General features: G+C 68.7%; 15 protein-coding genes. 8 read left to right on the top strand and 7 right to left on the bottom strand.

Annotated features, from left to right (window positions below; all coding sequences use genetic code 11):
* The first annotated feature begins 20 nt into the window (after positions 1–20).
* Together Ani05nite_RS28895 and msrA are read left to right on the top strand one after the other, a co-directional pair.
* Positions 21–443: an HIT family protein gene (locus tag Ani05nite_RS28895; protein WP_203773532.1), complete on the top strand. Its 423-nt coding sequence runs from the start codon at positions 21–23 to the stop codon at positions 441–443.
* A gap of 49 nt (positions 444–492) precedes the next feature.
* A complete protein-coding gene (gene msrA, locus Ani05nite_RS28900) occupies positions 493–1,083 on the top strand; it encodes a peptide-methionine (S)-S-oxide reductase MsrA (protein WP_239130724.1) in 591 nt (196 codons plus the stop codon).
* Positions 1,084–1,408: 325 nt separating this feature from the next.
* On the opposite strand, the gene Ani05nite_RS28905 is transcribed toward msrA, so the two are convergent.
* From Ani05nite_RS28905 to Ani05nite_RS28925, 5 genes are all read right to left on the bottom strand, one after another.
* Positions 1,409–1,636, bottom strand: a complete 228-nt coding sequence (locus tag Ani05nite_RS28905) for a winged helix-turn-helix domain-containing protein (RefSeq protein ID WP_203773537.1) — start codon at positions 1,634–1,636, stop codon at positions 1,409–1,411.
* A gap of 262 nt (positions 1,637–1,898) precedes the next feature.
* Complete coding sequence (locus tag Ani05nite_RS28910) at positions 1,899–2,360, bottom strand: hypothetical protein (RefSeq protein WP_203773539.1); 462 nt, start codon at positions 2,358–2,360, stop codon at positions 1,899–1,901.
* A 402-nt stretch (positions 2,361–2,762) separates the two neighbouring features.
* Positions 2,763–3,512 carry a DUF4352 domain-containing protein gene (locus Ani05nite_RS41455; protein WP_239130720.1) on the bottom strand — a complete coding sequence of 250 codons (750 nt, stop codon included), beginning with the start codon at positions 3,510–3,512 and terminating at the stop codon, positions 2,763–2,765.
* 640 nt (positions 3,513–4,152) lie between these two features.
* Positions 4,153–5,238: an NAD/NADP-dependent octopine/nopaline dehydrogenase family protein gene (locus tag Ani05nite_RS28920; RefSeq protein ID WP_203773541.1), complete on the bottom strand. Its 1,086-nt coding sequence runs from the start codon at positions 5,236–5,238 to the stop codon at positions 4,153–4,155.
* A gap of 94 nt (positions 5,239–5,332) precedes the next feature.
* Positions 5,333–6,505 carry an outer membrane protein assembly factor BamB family protein gene (locus Ani05nite_RS28925; protein WP_203773542.1) on the bottom strand — a complete coding sequence of 391 codons (1,173 nt, stop codon included), beginning with the start codon at positions 6,503–6,505 and terminating at the stop codon, positions 5,333–5,335.
* Positions 6,506–6,748: 243 nt separating this feature from the next.
* Between Ani05nite_RS28925 and Ani05nite_RS28930 the strand changes: the two genes are divergently transcribed.
* Complete coding sequence (locus Ani05nite_RS28930; protein WP_203773545.1) at positions 6,749–7,072, top strand: hypothetical protein; 324 nt, start codon at positions 6,749–6,751, stop codon at positions 7,070–7,072.
* A gap of 174 nt (positions 7,073–7,246) precedes the next feature.
* On the opposite strand, the gene Ani05nite_RS28935 is transcribed toward Ani05nite_RS28930, so the two are convergent.
* The gene (locus Ani05nite_RS28935; protein ID WP_203773596.1) at positions 7,247–7,423 is read right to left on the bottom strand and encodes a hypothetical protein; all 177 of its coding nucleotides are present in this window, start codon (positions 7,421–7,423) and stop codon (positions 7,247–7,249) included.
* A gap of 88 nt (positions 7,424–7,511) precedes the next feature.
* Between Ani05nite_RS28935 and Ani05nite_RS28940 the strand changes: the two genes are divergently transcribed.
* From Ani05nite_RS28940 to Ani05nite_RS28955, 4 genes are all read left to right on the top strand, one after another.
* Positions 7,512–8,933 carry a CYTH and CHAD domain-containing protein gene (locus Ani05nite_RS28940; RefSeq protein ID WP_203773547.1) on the top strand — a complete coding sequence of 474 codons (1,422 nt, stop codon included), beginning with the start codon at positions 7,512–7,514 and terminating at the stop codon, positions 8,931–8,933.
* 52 nt (positions 8,934–8,985) lie between these two features.
* Entirely contained in the window at positions 8,986–9,972 is a 987-nt protein-coding gene (ppk2, locus tag Ani05nite_RS28945; protein WP_203773549.1) for a polyphosphate kinase 2, read from the top strand.
* A gap of 276 nt (positions 9,973–10,248) precedes the next feature.
* Positions 10,249–11,178, top strand: a complete 930-nt coding sequence (locus Ani05nite_RS28950) for a ribonuclease Z (RefSeq protein ID WP_203773551.1) — start codon at positions 10,249–10,251, stop codon at positions 11,176–11,178.
* Positions 11,150–11,677, top strand: a complete 528-nt coding sequence (locus Ani05nite_RS28955; RefSeq protein ID WP_203773553.1) for a GNAT family N-acetyltransferase — start codon at positions 11,150–11,152, stop codon at positions 11,675–11,677. Before Ani05nite_RS28950 ends, Ani05nite_RS28955 begins: the two co-directional genes overlap by 29 nt.
* A 252-nt stretch (positions 11,678–11,929) precedes the next feature.
* On the opposite strand, the gene Ani05nite_RS28960 is transcribed toward Ani05nite_RS28955, so the two are convergent.
* Positions 11,930–12,292 carry a hypothetical protein gene (locus Ani05nite_RS28960; protein WP_239130721.1) on the bottom strand — a complete coding sequence of 121 codons (363 nt, stop codon included), beginning with the start codon at positions 12,290–12,292 and terminating at the stop codon, positions 11,930–11,932.
* Between the two features lie 134 nt (positions 12,293–12,426).
* On the opposite strand from Ani05nite_RS28960, the gene Ani05nite_RS28965 reads away from it, so the two are divergent.
* Positions 12,427–13,371 (top strand): S1C family serine protease, encoded by a 945-nt coding sequence (locus tag Ani05nite_RS28965; RefSeq protein ID WP_203773555.1) that lies wholly within the window; start codon positions 12,427–12,429, stop codon positions 13,369–13,371.
* Positions 13,372–14,101 lie beyond the last annotated feature (730 nt).

Here is a 14,101-nt window from a genome sequence, read left to right on the forward strand (position 1 = left end):
GGCAAGGCTAGTCTGCCCTGATGCCCGACTGCCTGTTCTGTTCGATCGTGGCGGGCGATGTTCCCGCGTTCCGGGTGGTGGACACCGCGGACGGTGTCGGTTTCCTGGACATCCGCCCGGTCTTCAAGGGCCACGTCCTGCTGGTGCCCCGCCCGCACGTGGGCCAGCTGAGCGACCTGCCCGCCGCCCTGCTGCCGGGCTACTTCGCCCTGGTGCAGCGGGTGGCCGCGGCAGTGCCCGCCGCCCTGTCGGCCCAGGGGACGTTCGTGGCGATGAACAACGTCGTGTCGCAGTCGGTGCCCCACCTGCACACCCACATCGTGCCGAGGACCAAGGGCGACGGCCTCCGCGGCTTCTTCTGGCCGCGCACCAAGTACGCCTCCGACGAGGAGGCGCAGTCGTACGCCGACCGGGTAAGGAACACGCTGGGCGCGGCGTTGTAGCCATCGGATGAGAGGAGTGACCGTGTTCCTGCGGTACAACAAGCTCGAGATGCCGATGGCCGAGAAGCACACCGTGCTGGGCACCCCGCTGAAGGGCCCCTGGCCGGCCGGGTACGAGACGGCAGTGTTCGGAATGGGCTGCTTCTGGGGCGCCGAGCGCATCTTCTGGCAGCTGCCCGGCGTGTACTCGACGTCGGTCGGCTACGCCGGCGGCACGACCCCGAACCCCACGTACGAGCAGACCTGCTCCGGGCGCACCGGGCACGCCGAGGTGGTGCAGGTGGTGTACGACCCGGCGAAGATCAGCTACGAGCAGCTGCTGAAGGCGTTCTGGGAGAACCACGACCCGACACAGGGGATGCGGCAGGGCAACGACGTGGGTACGCAGTACCGGTCGGCGATCTATACGACTACGGCTGAGCAGGCGCGGGTTGCGCTGGGGTCGGTGGAGGCTTTCCAGCCGGTGGTGAGCGCGGCGGGGCGGGGGCAGATCACTACGGAGATCGCGCCGCTGACGGATTACTACTACGCCGAGGATTACCACCAGCAGTATTTGTCGGATGCCAAGAATCCGGGCGGGTACTGCAACCACGGGCCGAACGGCATGACCTGCCCTATCGGACTCGGTAAGACCGCTTAACGCGCGATCGAGGTGTCCTCGCTCCTTTAAGGGCACCTCGGTTCGTCTGCGTGCCATCCCGTCGGCCGCCGACCCACCCACCGGGGAGCAGACCGACCTCGGGCCGCCATGGCTCGCCTGCCGAGAGATACCAAAGTGGCGGTCTGAGCGGTTTCGCCGGGGGCGGAGGACAACGGGATGGTTGCCTAATCCCGGGATTCTGGATCTTGTGTGGCACGCGTGGTTATCGGTTGATCTCGTCAATGCTCGCTGTAGCCCGCGCGTCGGCCGGCGCCGGCGCTTGCTCCGCCAGCAAGCTGAGGTGATCGGCCCAGCAGATCAGGGACTATGCGCCGGGATCGTCGCGCACGAAGACACCGACGCCGGGCAGCGTCTCGGTGATCTCCTTGATCCTGAGGATCTGCATGGCGCGGTCGATCACGGGCTCGGTCACTTCGTAGCGAGCGATCATCTCGCGGCGACTGGGCAGACGTGAGCCAGGCGGGAACTCGCCAGCTTTGATGCGCTGCTGGAGGTCGTCAGCGATCTCTTCGTATCGGTAGCGGGGTGGCACAGGTGATCTCCTCGGTTAGCACTTCCGAGTAGAGCACCAATGACGCTGGCACCGAAATCGGAAGTGGTGAACCGGCCCCTGGTCAAAGTGAAAGCCCGGAGCAACCGTGATGCTCCGGGCTTTCATCTGCCCACTCTGCCCTATGAGAACCAAGCGGTCGATGACCTACGGTGCCACACACGCGAAAGTCACAAACTATCCCTTGCACATGACTTCGTAGTGAAAGGACGACACGGCGCCATCAGGTTGGACGAACAGATCATCACTTCTTGACCGTGATGATGACATCCAAGCCGTTATCAGGGTGATAGGTCCAGGACGCCGAAAGTGTCACGTCTGTCATCGGGGGAAGGCTAGCCATCTGTGTTCGTAGGGCTGCGGTGTCTACGGTCCAATCGGCGTTCTGCCGCCCCTGCAAAGCGGTCGTCTGAGTCATCTGCAAATACACCGCATCTGGCATTTGTGTGATCATCTTGATGCATTGGACTGCATAGTCGTGCGCGAAGGAGTCCTCTCCAGGCGCCTGGTCGGCCAAGTCGTAGGCCAGCGTATTGCCAGAATCCTTCACCGCTTCTGCAGGCAGACAGTTAAAGTTGGCAAATGAGTAGGGCGCGGCCGGCGGCATCGTCGCTGCGGGCGCCGCAGACTTGCCGCCACACCCTGCCGCCGCGAGTAGCATCAACATCAACCATGCCGCGATGCCACCGGATGACCGAATCTGCATCTCGAACCCTCCTTGTGCCTCTCGTGAGCAACGTGACCCGCCCGCTCATGGATGCGGCCGAGATCGATTGCAGTACCGCCTCGTGTCCGGTCGGTCCCCCTGGAAGTCGGGAGATCACCGTCTCGACCCGCCGCGCCATCCCGTCCGCCGCAGCGCAGCCCTGCTTCACTTCCCGGCCAAGCCATTGGTGCGGTCGCCCAGGCGGCCGATGCAGGCCGCAGGTCTTCAAGAGACCGAGCAGGTCCGGGCACGTTGCGCCAGCGACGTGAGGTCGACATTCCGCAGCACTTCGGCGAGCCTAGGCAACCGCCGAGGCATCCGTCATCGCCACTTCCGCCCCGGCATGAAGACCCCTGAATCGCAGTACTGGCGCAGCGGTTATCCGGATGCGGCTGCGCCAGGTCAGGACAAGGAGATCTTCACTCCACCCGAGAACATTGAGTCATGGAGCTCCATGGCGGTCAACTGCGTTGATTTCGGCACATCGAAGATGAGTTTCCCCTTCACCTGATTCCCAGGATTAATTTCCTGGAGGAAGGTGGGGCTCCCTTCGTTGGCGTAGATTTCCGCCCCGGTATCGTTCGAGAACTCGATGCCCTCGGCGTCGTAGGCCTTCTGGGACGAGCCGTCGAAAGTTTGAGCCTCCTTGCCGATGTTCTTCACGGTGACAGAGATGATGCAGAACTTACCCTGAGCCTTATCGTTTAGGTACTCAGATCCAACCTTGGACTTTGAGCAATCGAGTTTTGTTACGGTGAACTCGAACTTGCCGTCACGGACAGCGTCTCCCATGCCTGGCCCGGAGTCGCGAGAGGCCACAGGCTTCGTCGTCGCCTTCGCAACCGGTACTTTGGGAGCGGCCTTGGCGGCCGCTTTGGTAGTGGCCTTCTTTGTGACGGGCGCGGTGGTCGCCGAAGCCCCGAGCTTGTCGTGGTCTCCACCGGCGATCGCGGCGATTGCGCCGCTGCCGCAACACAGGACCAGGACTCCACCGATGATGCCGAAGATCAGCTTCTTATTGCTCTTCTTCGTCGGCGGTGGGCCATACGACCCCTGCCCTGGCTGAGCCGGGAATACTGGCGGTGGAGGGCCCCACGTCGGCGAGACGGGTGGCTGTTGAGGCTGATTCGGATCCGGCGGTTGGTATGACATGCGTGCGCTCCGTGCTGGACCAAGACAGGACTGGTAATGCGGCCGAGCCCCAGTCCAAGAAACCCGGCCGCTTGACCACTTTCCGCGTCACCGTGCGCACCCTGCGTATGGCACGCCGACGCCTAGGCCGGATACCGCACGGGTCAGTACCTAAGGTGGTGCGCCACTGTCCGATTGGGTGAGCGGTTGTCCTGTTTGGGATACTGCGGCCAAAGAACCGCCGCCATCCTGATCCGTAGGCTCGACGTTCCTCGCCCTGCCGTATGCGAGGTTGGCTGGGGACAGTACCGCCGGAGCGAGCAATATCGGCTTACCCGAGGCGCCTTCAGCAGCAATGCAGCCGAAGATCGCTTGCCGAGAGCTTGATCCCGGTGGTCTTGGGCTTCGGGAAGATCGCCAGGCCCGCCGCGCGCGGCGGGCCTGGCGGGACGCCGTGCTGCTGCAAGACTTATCAGCCAACAGCGCCGTCAAGCGACGCCGGCCCGGCGATGGGCGAATAGCGGTCGAGCAGGTCGAAGGTTCGGGGTGCCGTTGCGGTCGCAGATCAAGTGATGCTTCGGGCCGGGTCTGCCGCGGTTGACCGGCGACGGCATGCTCACGCCGAATCGGCTGACCGGCCTGAACGCATCAGTCTCCGTCGTCAGAGGCTCAGCAGCTGCTCAGCGGAAAGGTCGTCGAGCCCCAAAGAACTCATCGTCCGGGCTCCCTCCGCACGCAGATCCCGCCCGAGGACGACAGAAGTGATCTGGATGATCGCGTCCATCGTCGGGGTGGGCACCGAGAGCCGGCGGGCCAGATCGGTGAAGAAGACCAGGGAGTAGCCGACATCCTCGGTGAGGTACCGCGAGTCGATGGCGGTCGGGGCCTTGATGCCGCGGAAGCCGGGCGCCTCGGAGTAACCGGTCGTGTAATTGCTCTCGGTCATGTATCCCTGCATCACACCGATGTCCGGCTCCGACAGGATCGTCACGCCGAGCGCTTTCGCGATGGCGAGACGCTCGCTGTCCACAGCCTCGATGAGACGGCCCGCAACCGGGGTGACACCCTCCTCGTAGAAGAGGAAGTCACCATCGGTCCGCTCCAGCAGGGCCGCGTTCATGAGCGTCACCGCCGGGTGGATGACCGGATTGCCGTTCTGCAGGGACGTCTGGAAGACCGTGGCCGCCTCGACGGTCGAGGGATAGATCTGCCTGAGGATCTCCAGGAATTTGCCGTTGCCGGACCGGGGAACGGCCGAGGCGAAGAGGCCCGTGTCGAACCTGTGGAACACGTGGACGTTGCCCTCGCCGTCGGACCGGCACGCATAAGGCAGGGTGCTGGTCTCCCCGACGATGATGCTGTCGTCGTGCACCGCCATACCCGCGGCCCGCTTGAAGGCCAGGGCGCCGCCGCAGGAGCCGGGACAGATCACCACGGTCATCCCGGGCCGCAGGTGAGGTGCGAGGTCGTGGCCGAAGGGCTCGGTCGCGAACGCGGGCCCGACCACGAAGACGATCTCGGCGCCGTCCATGGCGGCTGCGACGTCCGTGCCGGCGTACGCCACCGGGGCGAAGCCCTCCAGGCGTCCCTGGCTCGTGATGCCGCCCTTGGCCCGGACTGCCTCGAGATTGTGGTGAGCGTGTTCGGCGCGGGAGTACAGCGAGACCCGGTGGCCTTGCTGAGCACAGTCGAAGGCGACGGCCATGCCTCCGTTGCCCGAACCGATAACGGTGACGTTCACGGTCACTCCTCATCCTCCGGCGTCATCGCAGACGCCGGCAGATTTCGTCGGCGAAAATCTCGGAGGCTCTTCCCATCGAAGATCTTACGCGGTCGATCGTTTAGCTGTTCGGGCGGTAACCGAAGACCCCCAGACCGCCCGGACCCGTGCCCAGCAGCCGGCCGCCGCCAACCGCCGCGACACTCGAAACCTTCGACAAAGCCGGGCTCGGGGTCACCTTGGTGCCCGTGGACGCATTCCGCACCGCCACCGGTTTACCCGTCACGGGCACATACACCAAACCTCCCGCGCGCACCGGCTGACCGACACGAGCACCGAGATTCACCGACCACGCGCGCTTACCCGATGCCACGTCGTAGGCCTCCAAGGAACTACCGACACCCAGGTAAAGGCGCCGTCCGTCGGTGGCGATCCGGTTCGACACCCGGTCCATCGACCACACAACACCCTGATCGGATACCCGGACCGCCTTCAACGACCAGTCAGAGTTGTCGCCCACGAACAGCCAGTTGCCATACGATGCCAACGGCGTCCACGCCGACGGCCAACTGCCTTTCGGCTGTCCTGTCGCCGCATCCACACGCCACGGCTCCCGGTTCCCGGAGATCACCACGTCCCCACCGATCGAAACGGTGGAGAGGAGCGTGCGAGCCCCGTCGGTGCCGTCGCCGTCGGACCAGACGGTGGCACCGTCACTGAGTCGGTACGCCTCCACGTTGGGTACGGTGCCGTAATCGTTGCCGCTCACGATCACCGTGCCGCGCGTGACCACCAATTGTGCCGCGTCGGTGTTCGGCGACCGCTTCCACAGTTGCCGTCCGGTGGCCAGGTCGGAGGCCAGCACCAAACCGTCGGCGTCGCCTCCTTCAATCATGCACAGGCTGTCAGAGGACGTCACGACCACGGTGGTGCCGGACACCGCGATGTTGTAGGCCAAGCGATCGGAGAACACGTCAGTTTCGCGCCACACCAACCGGCCGGTGGCGGATTCGCGCGCCGCCAGGCCCGACGTGTCCTGAGTAAGGGTCAGCCCCCCGGCAATTACCGGTCCCACCAGCCCTGGACACTCCGACCGGGTGGAGGGCAATTGCCAGCGCAGCTTCAGCTTGGCAACCGTGGAGGCATTCAAAATGCTCTCGTGGGGATTGTAGTGGGACCGACCGGCGTCCGCGCCGGCCTGCGGCCACGCCGATACGGCAGCAGCGTTGACCGGGCCGGCGACGGTTCCGGTAAGAGCGAGGGCCATGACTCCGGCCCATAAACGTCGGATCATGGCGCTGACCGTAGGGGCTACGACCCATCACCGGATGATTTTGCCCAATTCACCGCGACGGTGTACCCGACCGGATTAAGCCGCTCGCGGGGCAGGTTGCTCTGATCCCTCGCGGCCGCGGATGGCTGGGCCGAGCCAGGCCAGCCCGTCCTCCCTACGGGTGTAAAAGATCGACACCCGCCAACCCCACCTCACACACTGAACAAGAAGACAATTCGGGAGGTAGCCCGCGGGAGGTACACCATGCCCAGGTTTCACAACGAAGAGGAGCGCGCCGCCTGGATGCTCGCCGAATCCCTCGCCGAAACAGCGCGGGCGATGATGAAGCAGGCCGAGACGGCGCTGGAGACCTGGCGGGTCGGCAAGGAGCTGAACCGGGTGCTCTGCGCCCGCCGCGGCATCAGCGCCTCCGATGCGGAGATCCGGTGGTCCGAGACCGCCAAGGCGAAGAACGCCCTGACCGACAACAGCTTCCACGTGACGCTCGCGACGATGTACTTCGGCGCCGCCGCCGCGCACTACTCCCGCGCCCAGTATCTCCGCAGTCACGGTGAGGCCCGGGTCTGACGTACGGAAAAAAGCGCCGCCCCGACCGGGGCGGCGGTCGAAGCGGCGCTTTCGCAGGCCTGCGGGACCCGGCGCTCGCACGGGGGACGAGCGCCGAGCCCCGCAGGGGCCTTGCTCGAGTGTGCGGCGGTTTTCTGGGAAACCGCTGTGCCTCGCCACCGAACACGCTGGGAGTCAGGAGTCGGCCGGCGGGGACTTCGGCTGGTCGGCCGGCGTGCTGGCGCCGGGACCGGGGGCGGCGGCTTCGTTCTGGGCGGGGCCGCTGCCGGCCAGCGCGAGCCCGAGCACCGCGCCCGCGCCGATGAGGCCCAGTCCGGCCAGGGAGATCTTGCGTCGTTCCGGCTCGTTCACGGCTCCTCCAAGGTCACGACCGGCTCTCCATGCTGCCCGCGCCGGCTGTGAGATAGCTGAGTCGCGTTCCACCGGGCATATTTGACGCATGGAGCTGGCGACCGAGACCGAACGCAAGTACGACGTTCCCGCCGGCTTCGCGCTGCCGGCCCTGACCGGGGCGGGCGGTGCCCAGGAGTTCGGGCCCGCCGAGACCCACGAGCTGGACGCGACCTACTTCGACACCGAGGATCTGCGCCTGGCGCGGCACAAGCGGACCCTGCGGCGGCGCACCGGCGGCGGGGACGCGGGCTGGCACCTCAAGACGCCGGCCGGCGCGTCGAGCCGTACCGAGCACCGGCTGCCGCTGACCGACGGGGACGTCGTGCCCGGTGAGCTGGCCGCGGAGGTGCGCACGGTCGTGCGGACCCGCCCGCTGCGGCCGGTCGCCCGGCTGCGTACCCATCGGGTCGAGACGCCGCTGCGCGACGCTCAGGGCCGTACCCTCGCGCTCGTCGCGCAGGACCGGGTCGCGGCCGAGACCGACGACGGCGCCCAGCAGTGGGAGGAGCTCGAGGTCGAGCTGGTCGACGGCGGGCCCGAGGTGCTCGACGCCGTCGAGGGCCTGCTGCTGGCCGCCGGCGCGACGCCCGCCACCGGGCCGTCGAAGCTGGCCCGGGCGCTGGGCGACCGGCTCGCCGCGCCGCGGCGGCGGCGGAAGATCAACCCCGTGCTCCGGTACGCGCGTGAGCAGCGCGAAGCCATCGAGCAGCAGGACACCGGGGTACGCGCCGGCGACCCCGAAGCCGTGCACAAGATGCGGGTGGCCACCCGGCGCCTGCGCAGCACCCTGAAGACGTTCAAGGCCTCCTTCGCCCCGCCGCGGGCCGCCGCGCTCAGCGACGAGCTCAAGTGGCTGGCCACCCGCCTCGGCGACGTCCGCGACGGCCAGGTCCTCGAGCACAAGCTGCTGGCCGACACCGCCGGCTTCCCGGAGGTCGCCCGGGGCATCTGCGCCCACCTCGACGCCCAGGTGGAGCGCGGTCGCGAGGCGCTCACCGAGGCCCTGGACAGCGACCGTTACCTGGCCATGCTCGACGCCATGGACGAGCTGGTCGACGATCCGGAGCCGGACGACGCGGGCGCGCTGCGCCGGGCCCGCCGGGCGCTGGGCAAGGCCGACCGGCTGCTGGACGAGGCGCTGGCCGGCGGCGAGGACGCCGAGCTGCACGAGGCGCGCAAGGCGTACAAGCGGGCCCGGTACGCGGTGGAGGTCTTCGCCCCCAGCGCCGGCAAGCCGGGCAGGCAGCTGGTGAAGTCGCTGACCGCGCTGCAGGACGTGCTGGGCGCGCACCAGGATTCGGTGATCGCCCGCGAGGTGCTGCGGGAGGTGGCCGCCGGCGCGCCGGACGCGTTCGGCTACGGCGTGCTGTGGGCGCGCCAGGAGCGGGTCGGTGAAGAGACCCGCGCCGGGCTGCCGCCGGTGGTCACGGCCTCGCGGCGGGCCCGGCTGCGCCGCTGGCTCGGCTGACGTTCACCCGCCGTCCAGTTGTCAGGCCCGTCCCAGTGGGTATGACAACGGCATGCAGGCCGAGCGGGAACACGAGCAGCAGGAGCCGCGGGACGACGCGCGCCAGTACGACGAGGAGCTCCTCACCCAGCCGTACCACGGTCCGATCAGCGAGCTGGGCGGTTACCGGGTCGCGGACGACGATGACGACGATCCGGTGCTGCTCAACGCCGACGGCAGCCCGGTGGACACCTGGCGCGAGGACTACCCGTACGACTTCCGGCTGCCCCGGGCCGACTACGACCACGACAAGCGCCTGCTGCAGATCGAGCTGCTCAAGCTGCAGAACTGGTGCAAGCGCACCGGCGAGCGGATGGTGATCCTCTTCGAGGGCCGCGACGCCGCCGGCAAGGGCGGCACGATCAAGCGCTTCATGGAGCATCTCAACCCGCGGGGCGCCTCCGTGGTGGCGCTGGAGAAGCCCAACGAGCGCGAGAGCAGCCAGTGGTACTTCCAGCGCTACATCAAGCACCTGCCGGCGGCCGGCGAGATCGTGCTCTTCGACCGGTCCTGGTACAACCGGGCCGGGGTGGAGCGGGTGATGGGCTTCTGCACCCGCGCCGAGTACCTGGAGTTCATGCGGCAGGCGCCGGACCTGGAACGGATGCTGGTCCGCTCGGGGATCAACCTGATCAAGTTCTGGTTCTCGGTCTCGCAGGGCGAGCAGCGCACCCGGTTCGCGATCCGGCAGGTCGACCCGGTACGCCAGTGGAAGCTCTCGCCGATGGACATCGAGTCGCTGGACAAGTGGGGCGACTACACCGAGGCCAAGGAGGCGATGTTCTTCTACACCGACACCGCCGACGCCCCGTGGACCGTGGTCAAGAGCAACGACAAGAAGCGGGCCCGGCTGGAGGCGATCCGGTACGTGCTGAACCGCTTCCAGTACGACGACAAGGACGCCGACGTCGTGGGCTCCCCCGACCCGCAGATCGTCGGCCCCGCCTCGCTGGCCGTCGAGGGCACCGAGATGAGCCCGCGGGTATTCCCTCGGCTCTAGTGACCTTAAAAGCGTTGTCGCCGGGCCGCTGCGGTGGTTAACGTGGCCGTACACGTGAGAGGAGGTGGTCCGAAGTTGTATAGCAACGGGACTCGTGAGGTGGCTGTCCGCTAGCCGCTGTCCTTGACAGCTTCGTTTGAACGTCGAGACCGTGTGGCAGCGGTGCGGCGAATACCAGGCAGCCACCCGACCCCCGGGGATCCGGCCCAGTCCGACCGGACCACGCTACGGCGCGGAAGTCCCCGGGGGTCGCTTCATGTCCGAAGGTGGTGACAGATGCGCCAGCTGACCGTCCTGGGCACGGCGAGCCAGGTGCCCACCCGGCACCGCAACCAGAACGGCTACCTGCTGCGCTGGGACTCCGAGGTCATCCTGTTCGACCCGGGCGAGGGCACCCAGCGCCAGATGCTGCTGGCCGGGCTGCCGGTGAGCCCGCTGCGCCGGATCTGCATCACCCACTTCCACGGCGACCACGTGCTCGGCCTGCCCGGCGTGGTCCAGCGCATCTCGCTCGACAAGGTCCCGCACCCGGTGGCCGTGCACTATCCCGCCGGGGGCCAGGTGTTCTTCGACCGGCTCCGGCACGCCAGCAGCTTCTACGACGTCGCCGACCTGCGGCCCGTACCGGTCGGCCCGGGTTTCCGGGTGGAGACGCCGGCCGGCGCGCTCACCGCGCTGCCGCTGCGGCACTCGATCGAGACGTACGGGTACCGCCTGGCCGAGCCCGACGGGCACCGCATGGTGCCCTCGCTGCTGGCGGCGCACGGCATCGCCGGCCCCGCGATCGGCGAGCTGCAGCGCACCGGCCGCTTCGGCCGGGTCACCCTGGAGCAGGTCAGCGCGCCGCGGCCGGGTCAGCGGTTCGCCTTCGTGATGGACACCGGGCTGTGCGACAACGTCTTCCACCTCGCCGAGGGCGCCGACCTGCTGGTCATCGAGTCGACGTTCCTGGCCGAGGACGCTGTGACGGCCGCCCAGGTCGGCCACCTGACGGCGGGCCAGGCCGGGTCGGTGGCCCGGCAGGCGGGGGTGCGCACGCTGCTGCTCACCCACTTCTCCCAGCGGTACGCCGACAGCGCCCGCTTCCTGGACGAGGCCCGGGCCGAGTTCGACGGCGACATCGTGCTCGCCGAGGATCTGCTGCAGGTGCCGGTGCCGCCCCGGCTAGGTTCGTCCGATGAGCGTGCATCTGCGTCCCGTCGCTGACGACGACCTGCGGGCCGTCGGCGCCCTGCACTACCGGTCCCGCGCCGCCGCGTACGCGGGCATCCTCTCCCCCGAGGCGCTGTCGGCCGGCTCGCCGGAGGCGATGGGCGAATGGTGGGCGGAGCGGTGGAAGTGGGAACGCGACACGCACCGGCTGACCGTGGCAACCGACGGCGCCACCCTGGCGGGCTTCTCCTACGTGGGGCCGAGCGAAGAGGACGGCGTCGCCGAGCTGTACGCCATCCACGCCGACCCGGCGTACGTGGGCGCCGGGGTGGGCCGGGCGCTGATGCTCGACGCCCTGCCCGCGCTGGCCCGCCTCGGCGACCGGGCCGTGCTCTGGGTGCTCACGGCGAACACCCGGGCCCGGCGCTTCTACGAGCGCGGCGGCTGGGCCGCGGACGGCACGACCCGCAACGAGGCGATCGGCGGGGAACCGGTCGCCCAGCTGCGGTACGGCCGTGCGGTGGAGGGTGGGCGGGAGCGCATGACCGAGTGAATGCGGGGGAACCTGTGGTCACGCGCTCCCGCCAACCACGCCCGCCCGAACCGCCATGACGCCTGGCCGGAGGCGCCGACCGGCGGAGGCGTGCCGGTCTGAGCGGTCGAACGGGTCCGGGGTGCGGGATACCGGCGTGCTGGCGGGGCACGGGGGTGTCACCGCGGGTTCGTCGTCGTCCGGGCCGATCCAGGTCGGTTCTTGCCGGGGGACGGTCAAGGTCCCGGCTGACGGCGAAGGTCTCGGGGAGCTTCAGTCGAAATAGCCTCTGTTCAGTTCGTCGATCTTCGGGGTCTCCCGCCGGGCCATGTTGCCGTCCAGCCCGGTACGCACCCCGGGCATCGCGCGGACGCTGTTCAAGTCGTGCCGCAGGGTCCAGGCCTCCCGCCACGGGCGGCGGGACGCGAGCTCGGCCCGTTCCCCGAGCCGGCGCGGAGCGCAGGGCCAGCGCCAGCCGCACCAGACGCAGTTGCCGTCGTGGCCGGGCTCGGCGTGGCGCCTCAGCATCTGCTGAGCGTCCTGCCAGAGCAGGCGGTCCACGATGTCGGCCGGTACAGCCTCGTCGACGATGACCATCCCCACCCCTCCGTCCGGCTCGTTCAGCTCCTTCGTCACTCATACAACCCCCGGCAACCGGCACCCGGTCGGACTGTCTGTGCGATCTCAGCAACTATCCGTGACTGTCGCTGTTCGCCGTGGGCGGACACCCCACCGGCATCGATGCCCGGCGGGCAGGCGTTCTGGACGTCATGGATACCGAACACACGGATGCCGAGCGGGGCGCCCTCGACGCCTACAGCCGTGTCGTGACCGGCGTCGCCGCCGCCCTGCTGCCGTCGGTCGCGGCGCTGGCCGTCCGTACCCCCCGCGGAGCCGGCGCCGGCTCCGCGGTCACCTTCACCGACGACGGGTTCCTGCTCACCAACGCCCACGTGGTCGCCGGCGCGAACGGCGGCACCGCCGCCTTCGCCGACGGCACCGAAACCACATTCGACGTGGTCGGCGCCGACGCGCTCTCCGACCTGGCCGTCGTCCGCGTCCACCACTCGGGCGCCCCGGCGGCGCCGCTGGGCGACGCCGACGGGCTACGGATCGGCCAACTGGTCGTGGCGGTCGGCAACCCCATGGGCCTGGCCGGCTCCGTCACCGCCGGCGTGGTGTCCGGGCTGGGCCGCTCACTGCCCGCCCGCGACGGCCGCCGCGTCCGCATCATCGACAACGTCATCCAGACCGACGCGGCGCTCAACCCGGGCAACTCCGGCGGCGCCCTGGCCGACTCCACCGGCGTGGTGGTGGGCGTCAACACGGCCGTCGCGGGCTACGGCCTGGGTCTGGCCGTACCGGTCAACCGCACCACCCGCCAGATCATCAGCGAGCTGCTCACCACCGGCCGCGTCCGCCGGGCCTGGCTGGGAGTCGCCGGCGTGCCGGTCCCGCTGCCGCCGCCGATCGCGGAACGGCTGGGCCAGAAACTGGGGCTGCGGGTGGTGGAGGTGGTGCCGGGCAGCCCGGCCGGCACGGCGGGGATCTACCTGGGCGACATCCTGATCACGGCGGGCGGGGAGCCGGTGCAGACGGTCCAGGCCCTGCAACGACTGATGCTGGGGCCGGCGATCGGGCGGAATTTGCCGATCACGGTGCTCCGCAAGAACGCCTTCGTGGATGTCGTCTCCATCCCGAGCGAATTGGCGTGAGTCCACGGGCCGAAGTGGGGTGGGGCGTGGGCGTGGGCCGCACCGGTTGCCGCTAATCAGGCAGCCCACCGATCTGGGCGGGCGGCTTGATTGCTCTTCGTGTGAGGTTGCGTGGCCGTCCACTCGTGCGAGGTCGCGCGGACGCCCACCCGGGCGAGGTCGCTCGGGCGGCCCACCCGTGGGAAGTCGTGCGGCCGGCCCACCCGGGCGAGGTCGCGCGGCCGGCCCACCCGGGCGAGATCGCGCGGACGGCCCACCGTGGGAAGTCGCGCGCCCGGCCCACCCGGGCGAGGTCGCGCGGACGGCCCGCCCTGCGAGGTCGCGCGGCCGGCCGACTCGCATGCGTGGGCAGGGCGGCCGCCAACCCACCGTGCGAGCCGGACCACCGGTTGCCATGCCATGCACTCAGCCGGCAGCACTCAGGGGCGGCCACCCACGACTCACCGTCCGAATTGCCGCCCGCGGATCTTGATGATTCCGGGGCATCCATGTGGGTCGGGGAGCCACAAGATCCAACCAAAGTGCAGCCTGAAGGGCGGGAGGCTGCGACCGCGAGCAACATTCGACGACCACCTGCGCGGATCTTGAAGTGTCAGAGCACCGTCCCGAACCCCGCAGCCGCAAGTTCCACCGACAAGCGCGCCCAAGGCGCGACGGCGCGGGGCAAGCAAGATCGGACGACCACACGCGCCGACCTTGATGAGTCAGGGCACCCTCCTGGGCATGACAG

It is taken from the genome of Actinoplanes nipponensis (assembly GCF_016862275.1).
GTDB lineage: Bacteria > Actinomycetota > Actinomycetes > Mycobacteriales > Micromonosporaceae > Actinoplanes > Actinoplanes nipponensis.

Excerpts from the sequence above, each read along its gene's own strand:
- Ani05nite_RS28910 (WP_203773539.1), bottom strand. The coding sequence starts at position 2,360 with ATGCAGATTCGGTCATCCGGTGGCATCGCGGCATGGTTGATGTTGATG.
- Ani05nite_RS28950 (WP_203773551.1), top strand. The coding sequence starts at position 10,249 with ATGCGCCAGCTGACCGTCCTGGGCACGGCGAGCCAGGTGCCCACCCGG.
- Ani05nite_RS28955 (WP_203773553.1), top strand. The coding sequence starts at position 11,150 with ATGAGCGTGCATCTGCGTCCCGTCGCTGACGACGACCTGCGGGCCGTC.
- ppk2 (WP_203773549.1), top strand. The coding sequence starts at position 8,986 with ATGCAGGCCGAGCGGGAACACGAGCAGCAGGAGCCGCGGGACGACGCG.
- msrA (WP_239130724.1), top strand. The coding sequence starts at position 493 with ATGCCGATGGCCGAGAAGCACACCGTGCTGGGCACCCCGCTGAAGGGC.
- Ani05nite_RS28925 (WP_203773542.1), bottom strand. The coding sequence starts at position 6,505 with ATGATCCGACGTTTATGGGCCGGAGTCATGGCCCTCGCTCTTACCGGA.
- Ani05nite_RS41455 (WP_239130720.1), bottom strand. The coding sequence starts at position 3,512 with ATGTCATACCAACCGCCGGATCCGAATCAGCCTCAACAGCCACCCGTC.
- Ani05nite_RS28895 (WP_203773532.1), top strand. The coding sequence starts at position 21 with ATGCCCGACTGCCTGTTCTGTTCGATCGTGGCGGGCGATGTTCCCGCG.
- Ani05nite_RS28930 (WP_203773545.1), top strand. The coding sequence starts at position 6,749 with ATGCCCAGGTTTCACAACGAAGAGGAGCGCGCCGCCTGGATGCTCGCC.
- Ani05nite_RS28965 (WP_203773555.1), top strand. The coding sequence starts at position 12,427 with ATGGATACCGAACACACGGATGCCGAGCGGGGCGCCCTCGACGCCTAC.
- Ani05nite_RS28940 (WP_203773547.1), top strand. The coding sequence starts at position 7,512 with ATGGAGCTGGCGACCGAGACCGAACGCAAGTACGACGTTCCCGCCGGC.